The sequence below is a fragment of the Ktedonobacter sp. SOSP1-52 genome (genome assembly GCF_016587395.1).
In genome coordinates this window covers 2,675,203-2,687,719 of sequence record NZ_BNJH01000001.1, presented here as the reverse complement: position 1 = coordinate 2,687,719, position 12,517 = coordinate 2,675,203, and the positions used below count along the sequence as shown (strand labels likewise).

Below are 12,517 nucleotides of genomic sequence, written 5' to 3'. Positions count from 1 at the left end.
TTTATATGCTTGCCTATGTTTTCTGTCACTGGCATGTTCCAGACATCGAAGCAGCTACCTACCAACATGATTTAATCGCGTACCATCGAACACTCGCTATGCACAAACCGAGCGGGTTTCATCATACAAGAGTCTTGCAGACGGAGCAAGCGTCCTGGTTGCAGAGAAACGAGGTTACCTATGAAGATTGGCACCTGGTTGAGAACTCGGCAGCCTTAGACCTACTCAATGAACGTGCGGTCAGCGGGCCATGTCAGGAACCGCATCGCCAGATTGCTCGTTGGACCCAGGGCAGTGCAGGTGGACTGTATCAGTTGGTTTGGGGCAACCCTGATCTCTCTATTGTCCGTTTCGCCTATCGGTTTGACAAGCCAGTTGGAATGACCTATGGAACATTCTATGAGATATTACAGCCCCTTTCGCAAGAGGTCAAAGGAATGCTCTGGGGACGGCAAATGAACCTGGGACCTGGGCCAGAGTTTTGCATACAGACTTCAGAGCCGTTTATTTTCCCAGAGACTCTACCTATGCTCTCAATCCCAGTGAAACAAATCTGCTTTACCATTGATCGATAATCAGCACAACAGAAAGAAGGAATGAAGCCTTTCTGCTGCTTTATTCCTTCCGTTCTCTTCTCTGCGCCAAAGAGGAAACAGGAAAAATGAGTCACACCAATGTCAGTCATAGTTGGCGAATCCCAGATGCATTATGGGTGAAGATACACCCCTTATTGCCACCAAGCAAGCCGCATCCATTGGGATGTCATCGCTCACGGGTAGATGACCGCAAAGCGATGGATGCAATTTTCTACCGTTTACGGACAGCATGTCAATGGAAAGCACTTGACGCCACAGGAATTTGTTCAAGCAGTAGTGCCCATCGACGTTTTCAAGAGTGGACTCAAGCGGGCATCTTTAAAGAGTTGTGGGTGCAGGGGCTACTTGCCTACGATGACCTCCAGGGCCTGGATTGGGAATGGCAAGCCATGGATGGGGCGATGACGAAAGCCCCGTTGGGCAAGGAAAGAACCGGACCCAATCCAACTGATCGAGCCAAACGAGGAGTAAAACGAAGCCTGCTTGTTGAAGGGTATGGTATCCCTATCGGGTTAGAGGTGGAAGGAGCCAACCGCAATGATTTCAAGATGCTCCAGGCAACACTTCAGAGCATTCCCATTACACGGCCGGAGCCAACTGATGAGCAAAAGCAGAACCTTTGCCTGGATAAAGGGTATGACTACAACGAGGTTCGGGACTTGGGGAAAATATTTGGTTATACCCTGCATATTCGAGCGAGAAAGGAAGAAGCACAAGCCCTCAAACGGCAAGTCGGATTCAAGGCGAGACGGTGGGTAGTGGAGCGCACACACAGTTGGATGAACCGTTTTCGTGGAGTGTTGATTCGCTGGGAGAAAAAGGTTGAGAACTATCCGGGCCTGCTCCATCTTGCTTGCGCCTGGATTACTTACCGTGCTGCGGGCCTACTGGGATAGGCTCTTAACTTTTCGTGCCTGCCCCGGCTGGGTAAAGGGTGTCTGGTGGAAAGCGTGCCTACTCTCCTCTGGCCCTTTTCATGAGGCTTCTTTGACTGCTAGAATATAGCAGACCCACCGATTAGATAAGGAGAGAGGAACCTATGATCCATATTGACGCAAAGCCTATTGATCTCAAGTTGACTACGCCTTTCCGTATTGCGCGCTCCATACAGCATGTCGCCGCGAATGCGGAGGTACAGCTCACATATGGCGAGCATACTGGCTATGGCGAGGCCGCACCCACCCACTACTATGGTGAGAGTGCTGAAACTGTTCTGGCCTGTATCTCGCTCTTCGCGGGCAACCTGGGCGACGATCCATTTGTGATCGATGACATTATGAGCCGCCTGGACAAGGTCATTGGTCGCAATCCCGCCGCGAAGGCAGCCGTGAATATGGCGCTCTATGACCTTGTAGGAAAGCAACTGGGAGTGCCGCTCTATAAACTCCTGGGCCTCGATCCTGCCCGTACACCCTATACCTCCTTTACTATCGGCATCGATACGCCGACTGAGATGGCCAAGAAGGCCTTGCTCGCTAAAGATTACCCTATTTTAAAGATCAAGGTTGGCACCAAACAGGACCTGGAGATCATCAAGGCCATTCGCGAGGTCTCCTCCGCCGTCATTCGTGTAGATGCGAATGCTGGCTGGACGCCCAAGGAAGCCATCAAAAATATCAACGCCATGGCGCCCTACAATATTGAGTTTGTGGAGCAGCCTGTTCCCGCGCACGACCTGGCTGGCCTCAAACTGATTCGCGACAATGTGCCCCTGCCCATTATCGCGGACGAGAGCTCCGTCGTCCTGACGGATATTCCTCGCCTGAGCGAATGCGTCGATGGCATCAACCTGAAGCTGATGAAGAGCAATGGTATCACCCAGATCCTGAAGATGATCCACGTCGCGCGCGCCCACGACCTGAAGATCATGCTTGGCTGTATGATTGAGAGCTCACTCGCCATCACCGCCGCGGCCCACTTGACGCCACTGGTCGACTATGCTGACCTCGACGGCAACCTGCTTATTGACGACGATCCCTATACCGGTGTCGCCGTCGAGCAGGGCAAACTGATCCTCCCCAAGGGACCCGGCCTCGGCGTCAAACCCCGGTAGCAAGCCCTATGTAGGGTCCATGGTGGCATGGACTCCCATGCCCCTTCGCGGCAGGATATCGGCCTGCAGGCCGGGCGAGCCCATGCCACCACATCTCTTAACCCCTGGGGCAACCACAGCGGCGATACCTCAACCCGAGAGGAGATCCGCGCGGACCTCACCCGCTCCAGCCACCACTTCAGATCAAGTATGCCTGGCAAAGAGAGCCGTTCCTCTTCCAGGAGTACCCCCCACCCAAGCACCGTCACCAAATCCAGGCAGGCTGAGGCACACAGTTGCATAACCGTCTCTAGAGAGTAGAGCCTGGCTGCTTCCGTCCCCGCCGTTTCCCGCGCGTATCGTCCTCGGTGGGCAAAAAAGTCCCCCGCGCTGTGCAGGCAACACTTCAGAGTATTCCCATTACACGGCCGGAGCCAACTGATGAGCAAAAGCAGAACCTTTGCCTGGATAAAGGGTATGACTACAACGAGGTTCGGGACTTGGGGAAAATATTTGGTTATATCCTGCATATTCGAGCGAGAAAGGAAGAAGCACAAGCCCTCAAACGGCAAGTCGGATTCAAGGCGAGACGGTGGGTAGTGGAGCGCACACACAGTTGGATGAACCGTTTTCGTGGAGTGTTGATTCGCTGGGAGAAAAAGGTTGAGAACTATCCGGGCCTGCTCCATCTTGCTTGCGCCTGGATTACTTACCGTGCTGCGGGCCTACTGGGATAGGCTCTTAGCACTCGCCTTGGCTCCCTCTCCTCTTGGCCCCCTTTTTTTATCATTCGGAGCCATTTGGTCCCCTTTTCATTTATCAACAACAGCGAATCCCCGGTTAACCCCCGCTGCGTCTTCCACCACTCCAGTTCACGCTCCCACAGCGCTCGCAACTGGGACTCCTGCTGGTAATTTGCGTGAATGTTGAGCCAAAATCGGCGCGAAATGTGGGATTTTGGCGCGAATGTTGAGCACCTCAGCCATTGATCAAGCGAGAACGTGCTCCAGAAGTGGATCACAATTTTCACAATCTGTAAATCCGCTAGCACAGAATGCCCGAAATACTCGAATCATACGCAGAAGTAATCACCGTTTAGCTCAATCTTTTGCGGATCTGTCTGAACCTTCAGCCATGTTTCCAGGTAGGCAGAACCGAATAGAACGAGCAAAAGCGGCCTGAATGGGTAGTCGAATTTACAGAAACGGTGCGAAACAATCGGCCTCTGGAGTGGCTTTTCAGATGGCCGATAGCTTGGTTGCTCAACATTCACGCCAAAATCCTACCATTCGCGCTAAAAAGTGCTCAACATTCATCGGAATTACCACCTGCGCCACCGTGGCACAGCTCACCACAGGCTCTAAGACGTCGTTCCAGCGCCGCTGGACCCATCCCAAAACAGTCGCCATCTGCTCCTCCTTGGTTCAAAAACAACATGTCTTACACACAGTATACTATGTTCCTTTGTTACTGTCAAGCAGTAACTAAATTTTATTCTTTAAAACAGAGAGACAACATGTCTTTCCTGCAACATGCATATAACGCTTGCAAGTATGCGTATACTGTAGAAAGGGAGAGTAGCGCTAGCAATGCGTATCGGCGGGGTTTTGTGCCAAAGGTCGGCAAGAAGAATCTTGGGAAGGAAAGGGAAATGGCGCGCATCACCAACTTTCACACTTGGATTACAACGCTTCTTCAGTTTCATCCATCACCACTTCCAGGGATGTTGGTTCTCGAAGGCCCGCCAGGCAGTGGCAAAACGCTCCTCGTGCAAGAATGGCTCACCTCCCTTTCCACACAGAAGGCCTCGCCAGCAATCACCGCCCATCACATTCTCGCCAAAAAACAAGAAACGCCTGCACAATTCGCCCGCCGCCTGGCCGAGGATCTGGAATGGTTCCCGTCTGCACGCAGCACGTCCGAACTCTGGAACGAGGCTGCCAGGGCCCTCACTTATAACTCTGTGAACCTGCTCATCATTGACCAGGCAGAACAGCTCTCTCTCATGCTTGCCCAATGCATCCGTTCCTACCTCTTCGATGATCAGATCTGTACGCTGCTGCTCGTTGGCTCTTCCGCTCTCATGACCACCCTGCACCGCGATCCAGCTCTCGAAGGCCGGGTCCTTCCCTGGCACACCATCACCGATTTCGATTCCCCAAACAACTCCATCATTGCCATCAAAGAGCACTAGCGCGATCTCCTACTAAGGAGAACCATTCCAACCACGTTACGTACCTGGCTCACAACCTTCCCACGCTTTTTCAAAGGGGCGTTCCTTCCCCTTTACAGGCGCGTGCTCCTGGCAATCCCAATCGCCAGATCACAAAGCAATGTATCACCTCGACCATAGTAGGTTGTGTGCAGTTTTCTCTCTCCAGGCTGCCTCCACCGATAATAGACATAGGGTCCATGGCCCCGAATCGTCCTGAGCTCTATCCATCCCTGTTCCCCCTTGCCCTCTTCTCTTCTCCAGCGTCTAAGTTGTCTCCGTATATTTCGCGCCGTTAGCAGATTGTGCTCCTGCTGAATCTTCAGGCATAACGAAAGCACATCAACCAGCGTCTCCATCTGCTCCCATAGCATGGCCATGTCTAATACGACAGTTGTAGTTCTAGAGGAAAGTTCCTCTGTGAGAAAGACGCATCGGTTTCCTGTTCCCTCCTGTTCGTTTGTACAGGGAAATACTGGTCTGCGGGCCTATGACCTCATCGTGCTTTTCTCCTACAATGTGGCAAGTGGAATGCATCAGTTTCAACTACAGAGCATGTGCGAAGCTCTTGGCGATCTCTAATCCCAGATCGAGCACAATGGCTCTCCCATCTCTCTTACGTAGCCCTGTTGCAACGTGTATTTCACGCGAGATATGATATTTGGCTCTCCGTTACCGAAGCGTAGATATCATTTAAAAAGGATGTAAAAAGCAACGAGAAAGGATATCATGAGATGATCACAGGAGACCAAACATTTCCAGATGGATATAAATCCATGAAGGACCGTGTCGCATTAGTCACCGGAGGAAGCCGGGGCATAGGAGCCGCTACTGCTCTTCTGTTTGGACGCTCTGGTGCCAGGGTCGGGGTCAACTACCATCACAACGAGGCTGCGGCGCAGAAGGTTGTCTCGGCCATTGAGCAAGCGGGAGGCAGAGCGATCGCTGTCCAGGCTGATGTGGCAAACCAAGAGCAGGTAGAGGCAATGGTACAATCTGTTGAAGAGATCCTTGGCCCAATTGACACCCTGGTCCTCAATGCTCCAGCCTCCGCTAGCCCCCTCCCCACCAGCACTCCTCTCTCCGCCGGAGAGCATATTCAGGCTATACTCGCCCCTTTCACAGGAAGCAGATGGGAAGTCCTTGAGTCATTTGTACGCGGACAATTGCAATCCGCATTCTACCCTGGTCAGGCTGTCGTTCCTACCATGATCAAACAACAACGGGGCAGCATCGTCTTTGTCAGTGCAACAATCGCACGGCGGCCTGGACCTGGAGGCGGAGGCATGACGATTGCAGTCGCGAAGGCAAGTGTTGAAAGTATGGTCAAAAATATGGCGGAAGAGTTAGGGCCCTATGGCATTCGGGTGAATGCTGTGGGGGTGGGCCACATCGTCACTGATCTCAACGCGGGTACACCACAAGCAATAAGAGATCAGATAGCACAAGCGACACCCCTGCGGAGAAATGGCGAGCCCGAAGATGTTGCTGCTGCCATTGCATACCTGGCTTCAAATCAAGCATCCTTCGTTACCGGGACATATCTCACAGTGGACGGTGGAAACCTGATCATGTAATCTCATTGATGTCGAATATAGTGGGCCTGGTTGCCTGCAACCCAGGCTCCTCCATGCCGTCAAGGGCATGGAATAATAAGGAAGAACTGGCGGCAATGACACGAGTATATACGGATGGCGGCTCATGCCCCTGGGGAGCCGGTATCTGAGGAGATCTGAAGATGAATACATGGCAGAAACAAAATGAACCGATTATTGAGGAATTCCGTGCAAATGGAGGCAAAGTGAGGCTGGGAGGATATGGGCCCTTCATCCTCCTGACGACCACAGGAGCCAAAACCGGCCAACAGCACACCACTCCACTGATGTATGTGCCTGATGGGGATCGACTTCTGGCAGTTGCTTCTAAAGGAGGAAGCTCAAACCATCCTTCCTGGTTCTACAACCTGCTGGCTCATCCCCAGGTGACGGTTGAGGTGAGCAGTGAGACGTTTGAGGCCATTGCCAGGATACTCACTGGCAATGAGCGGGAAGAGGCGTTTGCCAAAGCTGTGGAAGTCTTTCCCTTCTATGCTGAGTATCAAAAGACAACACCACGCACCATTCCTGTTATTGCCCTTGAACGGCGGGATGGCCAGCAATAAGATCAGGATTCGTGCAAATGGGATGAAACCGTGAGTGTGGAGGAAACAATTGGAGACAGAGTGGGTATCCATCTGAGATGCTCTTGTGGAGAGCATCAGGTGGGTTACCCGAGAGTACAAGCATTGTTTTGACTCTTGACTATTCGTTGACAACAGGCACAATGATTGTGGAGAATCTCTTTTCCTTTGGTTGAGTAGTTGCGGGAACAAGCAATGAGGTGATGCTCTGACACCAAGGTCGGCCCCTCTTTGTGCTGCGGGCCAGTTCCAAGGCTGACCGAGGTGTGCGCAGGAACCACATATTGTTGCCCTCGCGAGAAGGTTCTTTTCGGAGAGGAGCACGCAGAAGAGAATCTTTGGTTATCCCCACCTCTGTTGGACCTAAGTTTTGGCCAAATAAATGGCGACATGTGCAGGAGCGACGAGTGTTTGGAAAGGGCTGAGTAAAACAGGAGCCAGCGGAGCATCCTGATTGAGTCCGATCTGACGGACGCGCCCCCACGCATCAAGGAGGAGAAAGCCACTGATATGAAAAACATCGCGCACCAAACGCAAAGGTCCGTAGTGCTGCACCGCAGAGGTCGTTACGGCCAACCACTCTTGTGCCCAGACGAGCACATTGTGGACCAGGCTGCCCAAGAGCATAACCATCTGTTGCGCTTCAAACCGCTTTTTGCTGCGCTTGCCGAGGGCCCCCCCTGTTTGTCGCCTTTGAACGAGGTTTCGACCCCACCTCCACGCTGATCGTAGAGACGCAGGTGGGCAAGCAGCAGATCCTTGACAGGATCAAGACTGTGGACAAGCAGGCCATCGCTCAGTTCTTCAACCTCATCGGGCAGCAGGCTGGAGATCAGGACCGCGATGCCCCACTGTCCATTAGGTTTGCGCTTACGAACTGCGATGCGCCTCACAGGCCGCACATACTCCGGCGCTTGCACTTCGACCCATCCAACTTGCCGACCCGGCTCATCGGGATCGTCAACCCAACGGGTCACGGAAGCTGCCAGGCGAGTCGCACGTTGGCCGGAGTAATCCTTGCATAGGATCTGGTAGCCTTGGGTGAGCGACCAGTTCACGTCGTTCAGGCTGCCACCCCCAGCATCCACCCGCAACAGGGTGCGCGCGCGTTTCGCGCCATTGAGGTCCAGGATCTCCTCGGCAGCTTGAACTAGAGGCACAAACGCCTCGGACAGTTTGGTCCGGCCCTCAAAGAGTTGATCGACGACGACTTCCCCGTAGCGGGTCGCCAGGACACGGCCCAATTGCCGTCCACGGCGGTTGCGCGCCCCAGCAAAGTAGCCTTTGGTAGCCAGAGCAGCCTTTTTGCCACACGGCAGACCCGTGAGATCAACATCCAGGATTTGAAACTGCCGATGGTAGTCATGCCGATAGCCTTGGCTGTGTTGGCGATACATCAGCTTCATCGCGTGCTCCATTTGCTTCACCGTCTCGGCGGTACAGGCAGAGAGCGTCTCCTGGACGACCGATTGCTCGGCGCAGCGCGTCCGTCCAAACGCGTGTTGCAGCGCACGATCGCTCCTCAAGCGGCTGTTGATCTCCACCAGCCCTGTGGCTCCCGCCAGGATACTGATGAAGGCATCGGACAGTTTCTCAAAGGGCGTGTCTTTCACGGTCTTCTGCGGGATCTGAACGAGCTTTCGGATCGGTGCCAGCAGATCCAGGGTGCGCAGTTTGATGCCCAGTGCGGCCAGGCTCGCACATCCGGTAAAACGTTGGGTCAGTTTCATCGTAGATTCTGTCATGATGATGATTCTCCTCTTGCTTGGTTGACTTTCTGCAAGAGCTATAGACCATCATCTTTTTCTTTGCAAGCTCTTCTTTTGCCAAGCTTGCTGCCACTATTTTGGCCAAAATTTACGTTGGAGCATCATCCGAAAGAAGCCTGTTTCTGGTGCAAGATCTCATGTGAGGGAAGAACCGATGGAATTGCTCTACGAACGCTGTGCAGGACTGGATGTCCATAAGAAGAATGTGAAGGTGTGCTTGATCCTGCCGGGGAAACCAGGACACCCCGACAAAGAGATTCGAACCTCTGCCACGAAGACGGCAGACTTGCTGGAAATGCGAGATTGGCTGAAAGAGCAGGGATGCACGCATCTGGCCATGGAGTCGACCGGTGTCTATTGGAAGCCCATCTATAACTTGCTAGAAGGGGATTTTGAGATCCTGGTGGTCAATGCGCACCATCTCAAAACCGTCCCAGGGCGCAAAACGGATGTGAAGGACTCCGAGTGGATCGCCGATCTCTTGCAGCATTTTAGAGAAAGGGCGCACGTTTTGTATCTTTTACTAGTGAGGTATGTTTGTGTGTACTTCAATTTGCAGAGCTTTGTTTTTTTGCAACACTACCCAATCAGTAGCCTTCAACTATATAACATAGGCAGACACTATGATGGATTGTTTCTCGTGTCACAGCAGAAGGGCGTTTGTTCACTCTGTTCCTCATGAAGAGAAGATGAGACCACCGAATGCCTGCTGCTACAGAAATGTCGTCAAAGATGTGAAAGAGAGGTTGTCTCTATGCGACGACCTGGGAACCGCTTGCAAGGTACGAACCCTTTATCGCTCTCAACCATTTGAGGACGAAATGCCATGGTTTTGCTGCTCACGTGCGTCTCGAGTAGCATGGATGCAATCAGCTTTCTGCGGCTTGGTCATGTCTTTATCGCAAATATGACAGGGAATGTCGTTTTGTTCGGTTTGGCTTTAGGCCAGGCCCATTTTGAGGCGATCCTTTATACAAGCTCGGCTCTTGTCGGCTTTTGTATCGGAGTGGCGAGTGGGGCAGCGATCCCCTGGCAAGAAACACCATCTCTGCTCTGGCCATTGAGCGTGACTAAGATTTTGGTGTTTGAAACCCTGGTGTTTGGGGTCTTTTGCCTTCTCTGGTATACCTTACCTGCTCATGCGCTTCTCACCTTACTTATTCTGTTAGTACTCTCTGCCATGGCGATGGGGTTACAGAGCGTTGCCGTGACGAGGCTGACGATTCACGGAGTGGTGACTACCTATATCACAGATACGATGAACAGCCTTATCCGCACCCTCGTGCGAAGTCTGAAGCAGTCTCCTCATGGCTCGCTTCCCGCCACTTCGAATGATGAAATTGCTGCTTTCATTCCCTTCACCACGCCGAGCCTTCAGGCAACAATGTTGCTGATCTATTTGTTTGGGGCCCTCATAAGTGGACTCATCACGCTCAATTGGCCTTCGCTAGTGCTCTTTCTTCCCTGTATTGCCATCGCCATTGTCTTTGTAAGAACTGTCTCTCACTCCTTGCATGAGCGCCACATCCGGTCACTTCGCTAGACGCGCTTTATTCTAAAATTGCATGAGAAGCGAAACGGAGGGAAGGTGGATATGATTATCATTGCCCTTGATCCTGATAACAGCCAGGTTCGTGAGCATATTGTTGGAGATTGAAGCCAGTTTTGAGGCGTATGAGTGGATGGATGAAGCTGTCCATTGCCTCCCATGGGATGGTGGTAGGTGGGGATGTGACCGGCGGTGTTTGATGAAATGGATTCAGCATGTGCAAGCGATGAAGCAGACCAAGGCACCCATACATGAGTGCCTGTATGTGTATGTCTGGTGTTTTCGTCAGTTGGATATCAAGGACATGCCCAACCGTTTTGCCTTCAGCGGTTTCGTGGCTAAAACGGGTCGTGAGTGGAAAGGAAACGTGTATGTTAACACGTATTCTTGTTCCATTGGATGGCTCAACCAGGGCAGAGAATGTGTTACTACTTGCAGTATATCTCACTCAATCAGCACAAGGCCTCCTTGTGCTTCTTCAAGTGATTGAGTCAAGTGATGTGACGAACATGACCGGGCTTTCTCCTACATCGTATCCCTTTGAAGCTCGCAAGATAGTTCAGCATCATCTTCAAGCAAAATGTTTTGCCTACCGTAAGCAGATCACGGGAATGCCTATATGCGCACATGCTCCTCTTGACTTCTTTTTGTACCATCGCCTTCATAAAAAATGCTACTTCCCGTCAAGAAAAGCGGGAAGTAGCACAGCTACGAACTAGATGGACGGTTATTTAAAAGGAGCTTTGCTCAGGTAGACTTTATCCAAATGTTTCAGATGAATTGTGCTGATCAAGCAGCAAAAGCGAGCGTCTCCACAAAGCGGTCGAAAAGGGCTCGTGGAATTTGAATGGTGTCGGCATCTGGGGACGACACCGAAAAAAAGGTGGAGGGCCAGAGATGCTGACGAACGAAAGCTAGCGTATCAGAAAAGGTCGGCAAGGTTTAGCAGTACCAAGCGGCCTGGCGCACAGGAAACGCTTGAGCATCCAGCAATTGCTGCGCAAAAATGGTGACAAGCGAAAACAGGCCAAACAATGCAGGCGTGGTACGCAGGATCGCCAGATCCGACCATTGGCACTGCGTCTCGACGCCCAGATACGCACGCACCTCATGAAAGGTGACTTCGACTGTCCAGCGCAAGACAAACCACTCCACGATCTGAGCCACCTGAGCGTGGAGATCGGTGCACAGCACGGCTATCGGCTCGTATTGGCCAGCAGGGTCACGAATGAGCACCCAACGAATCGCAACAGGGGGAACGGGAGATTGATACCACAGAGCCGTGCCGGTCGCAATCTCCATCTCACGCGTTGTGCCCCCATACCAGGAGAGGGGATGTTTCTCCCACTGTGTCGTGGGATCTTTCAGACGCTGAGCCAACTTGGGTTGCGCGGGGCCTTTGAGCGCTGTGCGACCGCGTTTGCCAGCTTCACGCGCAGGTGCTGGATCATACAAACAGGCATCCAAGCGCAAGCGTGTGATGGCGCTCACCCCAGGCAAGCGGCTGACTTTCAGCAAGAAATCCAGCACGGCATAGGTTCCATCAGCGACGATGACCAGGCTTCGACCAGGGAGCCAGCGAACGACTTGCAGGATCATCTGCCAGGCCCAATCGGTGATGGTTTTGTGCCGCATGTGGCGCTCCTCATGATAGCGCTCCGAAGGAGCCAGAACGCTCAAAAAAGGCAAGGCCCACACCCGCTGTGCCCACGGGATAGAGGTCAGCAGCATCATCGAGATCCAGCGCAAACCATTCGTTTTCACAAAAAACTCCTTGCTACTACGAACGGGATCACGATAGACCCCCTCGTGCAGCAATCTTACGGCCTCTTCGGCGTTCTATCGTTTCATCAAGGCCCAGGATGACTGGCTCATTTCCTGCAACAAACAGACACACCAACAACACCAGCAGGCGCCGACTCAGTTCTCGCGAAGACCAGATGGCGCGATTAAGGACGCGGTGATAGTTCTGGAACTGCTTTTCGTCGGCACATCCCATCACTCTCAGGATGGCTGCAACGGTTCTCTCTCCGGGGGCCAGAATGGCCCCGATCAAGAGCACTTTGCCCCATTCCCATACGCGCTCGCTGAAAGCCTCTTCAAAATGGCGCAAGACGTGTATAATCCTTTTAGGCAGTGTCAGCATCTCTTCTTTTTCCTTGGTAAGAATTTTAAGGGAA

Annotated in this window: 15 protein-coding genes and 2 pseudogenes; 11 read left to right on the top strand and 6 right to left on the bottom strand. The window is 52.6% G+C overall.

The features are described 5' to 3' along the window. The first annotated feature begins 5 nt into the window (after positions 1-5). The 4 genes and pseudogenes from JMJ16_RS12855 to JMJ16_RS12840 form a co-directional block, all read left to right on the top strand. Positions 6-575 (top strand): hypothetical protein, encoded by a 570-nt coding sequence (locus JMJ16_RS12855; RefSeq protein ID WP_201381783.1) that lies wholly within the window; start codon positions 6-8, stop codon positions 573-575. An 86-nt stretch (positions 576-661) separates the two neighbouring features. Then, positions 662-1,492, top strand: coding sequence for an IS5 family transposase (locus JMJ16_RS12850; RefSeq protein WP_201381781.1), 831 nt, complete (start codon positions 662-664; stop codon positions 1,490-1,492). Between the two features lie 143 nt (positions 1,493-1,635). After that, a complete protein-coding gene (locus tag JMJ16_RS12845; RefSeq protein ID WP_201381779.1) occupies positions 1,636-2,649 on the top strand; it encodes a dipeptide epimerase in 1,014 nt (337 codons plus the stop codon). Between the two features lie 365 nt (positions 2,650-3,014). After that, positions 3,015-3,365 (top strand): annotated as a pseudogene (locus tag JMJ16_RS12840) (transposase); the annotation flags it as partial. A 525-nt stretch (positions 3,366-3,890) separates the two neighbouring features. On the opposite strand, the gene JMJ16_RS12835 reads toward JMJ16_RS12840, so the two are convergent. Further along, positions 3,891-4,037, bottom strand: coding sequence for a hypothetical protein (locus tag JMJ16_RS12835; protein WP_201381775.1), 147 nt, complete (start codon positions 4,035-4,037; stop codon positions 3,891-3,893). 242 nt (positions 4,038-4,279) lie between these two features. On the opposite strand from JMJ16_RS12835, the gene JMJ16_RS12830 reads away from it, so the two are divergent. After that, positions 4,280-4,822, top strand: a complete 543-nt coding sequence (locus JMJ16_RS12830) for an ATP-binding protein (RefSeq protein WP_201381773.1) — start codon at positions 4,280-4,282, stop codon at positions 4,820-4,822. Positions 4,823-4,914: 92 nt separating this feature from the next. Here JMJ16_RS12830 and JMJ16_RS12825 read toward each other — a convergent pair whose 3' ends face one another. Then, on the bottom strand, positions 4,915-5,199 hold the full coding sequence (locus JMJ16_RS12825; RefSeq protein WP_201381771.1) for a hypothetical protein: 285 nt from the start codon (positions 5,197-5,199) through the stop codon (positions 4,915-4,917). 61 nt (positions 5,200-5,260) lie between these two features. Between JMJ16_RS12825 and JMJ16_RS12820 the strand changes: the two genes are divergently transcribed. From JMJ16_RS12820 to JMJ16_RS12810, 3 genes are all read left to right on the top strand, one after another. Beyond that, positions 5,261-5,422, top strand: a complete 162-nt coding sequence (locus tag JMJ16_RS12820) for a hypothetical protein (RefSeq protein WP_201381769.1) — start codon at positions 5,261-5,263, stop codon at positions 5,420-5,422. Positions 5,423-5,574: 152 nt separating this feature from the next. Further along, positions 5,575-6,417: an SDR family NAD(P)-dependent oxidoreductase gene (locus JMJ16_RS12815; protein WP_201381767.1), complete on the top strand. Its 843-nt coding sequence runs from the start codon at positions 5,575-5,577 to the stop codon at positions 6,415-6,417. A gap of 161 nt (positions 6,418-6,578) precedes the next feature. Next, positions 6,579-7,001 carry a nitroreductase family deazaflavin-dependent oxidoreductase gene (locus tag JMJ16_RS12810; RefSeq protein ID WP_201381765.1) on the top strand — a complete coding sequence of 141 codons (423 nt, stop codon included), beginning with the start codon at positions 6,579-6,581 and terminating at the stop codon, positions 6,999-7,001. Positions 7,002-7,382: 381 nt separating this feature from the next. On the opposite strand, the gene JMJ16_RS54150 is transcribed toward JMJ16_RS12810, so the two are convergent. Both JMJ16_RS54150 and JMJ16_RS54145 read right to left on the bottom strand, forming a co-directional pair. After that, complete coding sequence (locus JMJ16_RS54150) at positions 7,383-7,595, bottom strand: hypothetical protein (RefSeq protein WP_236601442.1); 213 nt, start codon at positions 7,593-7,595, stop codon at positions 7,383-7,385. After that, complete coding sequence (locus JMJ16_RS54145) at positions 7,586-8,764, bottom strand: transposase (RefSeq protein WP_236601441.1); 1,179 nt, start codon at positions 8,762-8,764, stop codon at positions 7,586-7,588. Before JMJ16_RS54145 ends, JMJ16_RS54150 begins: the two co-directional genes overlap by 10 nt. Before the next feature lie 178 nt (positions 8,765-8,942). Here JMJ16_RS54145 and JMJ16_RS56990 point away from each other — a divergent pair. The 3 genes and pseudogenes from JMJ16_RS56990 to JMJ16_RS56985 form a co-directional block, all read left to right on the top strand. Further along, positions 8,943-9,278, top strand: a pseudogene (locus tag JMJ16_RS56990) (transposase); the annotation flags it as partial. Between the two features lie 336 nt (positions 9,279-9,614). Next, positions 9,615-10,331, top strand: coding sequence for a YoaK family protein (locus JMJ16_RS12795; protein WP_201381761.1), 717 nt, complete (start codon positions 9,615-9,617; stop codon positions 10,329-10,331). Between the two features lie 257 nt (positions 10,332-10,588). After that, positions 10,589-11,056: a universal stress protein gene (locus tag JMJ16_RS56985; protein ID WP_374228955.1), complete on the top strand. Its 468-nt coding sequence runs from the start codon at positions 10,589-10,591 to the stop codon at positions 11,054-11,056. 223 nt (positions 11,057-11,279) lie between these two features. On the opposite strand, the gene JMJ16_RS54140 is transcribed toward JMJ16_RS56985, so the two are convergent. Continuing rightward, entirely contained in the window at positions 11,280-12,101 is an 822-nt protein-coding gene (locus JMJ16_RS54140) for a transposase (RefSeq protein ID WP_236601440.1), read from the bottom strand. A 28-nt stretch (positions 12,102-12,129) separates the two neighbouring features. Continuing rightward, on the bottom strand, positions 12,130-12,483 hold the full coding sequence (locus JMJ16_RS54135; protein WP_236601439.1) for a transposase: 354 nt from the start codon (positions 12,481-12,483) through the stop codon (positions 12,130-12,132). Positions 12,484-12,517: the final 34 nt, after the last annotated feature.